The sequence below is a fragment of the Mucilaginibacter sp. genome, assembly GCF_036383575.1.
Lineage (GTDB): Bacteria > Bacteroidota > Bacteroidia > Sphingobacteriales > Sphingobacteriaceae > Mucilaginibacter.
In genome coordinates, this window is record NZ_DASVOB010000321.1 from 1 (window position 1) to 2666 (window position 2666).

Below are 2666 nucleotides of genomic sequence, written 5' to 3' on the forward strand. Positions count from 1 at the left end.
GGCTATGCTTCCGTGCGATTGCCACGCTGCGCTCGCAATGACATGGTAAAAAAAGCGCTTTTTACATATAATGCTAATAAAACCTTACAACCTGCCTGTTCTTGAAGGTTGATCTTTTGCAGATACATAATTAAAACTTTGTGTTTGATCACCAAGCTGGATCTTAAACTCGCCTGCTTCGGTTACCGTTTTACTTACATCGTTCACGAAAGCCAGATCTTTTGGGGTTATTTTGAAGGTAACTGTTTTACTTTCGCCTGGTTTCAGGCTGATCTTATCAAATGCACGAAGACGTTTGGTATCGGGTGCGATACTGGCATAAAGCTGGCTGATATATAACAATACCGATTCTTTTCCTTCCAATTGGCCGGTATTTTTAACGTCTACAGATATGGTCAGCGTTTCATTATCCTTAAGTTGGGGTTTACTGATATGTAAGTTGCTATAGCTAAATGTAGTGTAGCTGAGGCCGTAACCAAATTCATATAAAGGATTGTAACCATGTTTATCATCGGGATTACCGTTCTCTAAATTCTTGCGATAATAGTTTACCAGTGCATTGGTATAACGGGGATAAGTGATAGACAAGCGGCCCGATGGGTTAACATCGCCAAACAAAACGCTTGCTATAGCATCCCCTCCTTCGTTACCCGGCAGGTAAGCCATAATGGTAGCGGTCGATTTACTTTCAGCATCGGTAACAATTCGAGGGCGGCCTTCGGCCAAGACCAGGATCACTGGCTTGCCGGTTTTAGCCAGTTCCAAAGCTAATTGAGTTTGTGCTGCGGGGAGGTTCAGGTCATCTATATTGCCTACGTTTTCGGTATAAGACAATTCGCCGAGGCAAAGTACAATAGCATCGGCTTTTTTAGCAGCCTTCACGGTTTCATCTATATTTTGCAGGCTATCGAATGCTGCGCCGGCTTCATAAGTTACATTATCCTTCCCTATTTTTCGCTGGATGGCTTCCAGTATGGTGTTCTTACCCGCAGCAAACTTATCTGACAGATCGCCCTGCCAGGTGTAACTCCAACCGCCGTCCAATGAGCGCATGGTATTAGCAGTAGGACCGGTTACCAGAACTTTCAAATCCTTTTTAAGCGGCAGCACGTGGTTGTTGTTCTTTAACAGCGTAATAGCCTCGTTAGCGGCCTGGATACTGGCTTGCTTAAATTCATCCGATCCAAATTTGGGATAATCATCGGGGTTGCCGACCGGGCGTTCAAATAAGCCAAGCTCATATTTAACTTTTAAAATACGATGAACTGCCTCATTGATGCGGGCAATAGATACTTTTCCCTCTTTTACCAGTTCAATCAAATAAGTGTAAAAGGTATAGTCATAAGGCACCATACTCATGTCAACACCTGCATTTACGGCAATCATTACGGCATCTTTTTGGGTAGCTGCTACATGATGACGGTCGTGCAGGTATTGGATATCGCGCCAGTCGGTTACTGCTATACCGTCAAAATGCAATTCCCCGCGCAGTACATCAGTTAAAAGATATTTGCTGGCGTGAACAGGGACACCATTTATCTCGCCCGAATTGATCATCAGCGTTTTCGCTCCTGCTTTAACAGCTTCGGCAAATGACGGCAGGAAATATTCGCGCATGTAACGATCAGGGATCCATGACGGGGTACGGTCCTTTCCGCTTAGCGGGAAACTGTAACCAAGGTAATGTTTCATGCAGGCAGCAACATGGTATTTATCGCCGACATTGTTCCCCTGGTAGCCTTTAATAATTTCGGCACCCATGGTTTTTACTACATAGGGATCTTCGCCAAGCGTTTCATAAATGCGCGGCCACAAAGCTGAACGGCCCAGATCCAGCACCGGCGAATAATTCCAGGGGATATAGCTTGCGCGGGTTTCATAGGCGGTGATCTCCCCCATTTTATGCGCAAGGCTTTTATTAAAAGTTGCAGCCAAAGCTATTTCATGGGGGAATAGAGTGCTGCCAACAGTATAAGTAACACCATGGATAGCATCAATACCATAAATAACAGGGATTTTCAAACGGTCCTGATCAGCTGCTTTCTGGATCTGTGAAATTACCTCATACCAATGGCTGCGCTCGTACGCAGTCCCGGTAACATTCAATATCGAGCCAACATGGTATTTCATAATGGCCTCTTTCAGTTTATCAGGGTCAAGTTCATGAATGCCGCCTCCTGTTTTGGAAACCACGTCGGATGTTACTTCAGTCATTTGCCCAACCTTTTCTTCAAGCGTCATTTTAGCGATCAGGGCATCGACCTTTTTATCGATAGCAATTGTCGCAGTTACCTTTTTCTGGGCTTGCCCCTGATAGGATATCCCATTGAGTAAAGCCAGACCCAGTACAGTAATGTAGATCTTTTTCATATTGTGAGAGTTTTATGGTTATTTAGCTGATTCCTGTTTTTTATTATTCTCTAACTCATGTTGTAAAGCCTCCATGGCATTTGCCAGGTAAGCCAGCGGCGCATTCCAGTTGATGGCTATTTCATTTGCCGCGTAAGCACGCTCATCATCGATATAAGCCTCGTCGGGTACTTTTGATGGCACTTTGATGCCATCCTGCATCCCGGGGTTAGAGCCGCCAACCAGCAAACCAGGTACGGGATCAGCAACACCATCCGCGGCAGATGGCCGGTGATGCGGATGCATCGGCGTTTTGG

The 2666-nt window shown here is 45.3% G+C and carries 2 protein-coding genes; both read right to left on the bottom strand.

What is annotated here, in order from left to right:
- Window positions 1-84: 84 nt before the first annotated feature.
- A complete protein-coding gene (locus tag VF500_RS11060; protein ID WP_330859729.1) occupies window positions 85-2370 on the bottom strand; it encodes a glycoside hydrolase family 3 N-terminal domain-containing protein in 2286 nt (761 codons plus the stop codon).
- Window positions 2371-2388: 18 nt separating this feature from the next.
- On the bottom strand, window positions 2389-2666 hold a 278-nt coding region (locus VF500_RS11065; RefSeq protein ID WP_330859730.1), incomplete at its 5' end, for a glycoside hydrolase family 9 protein.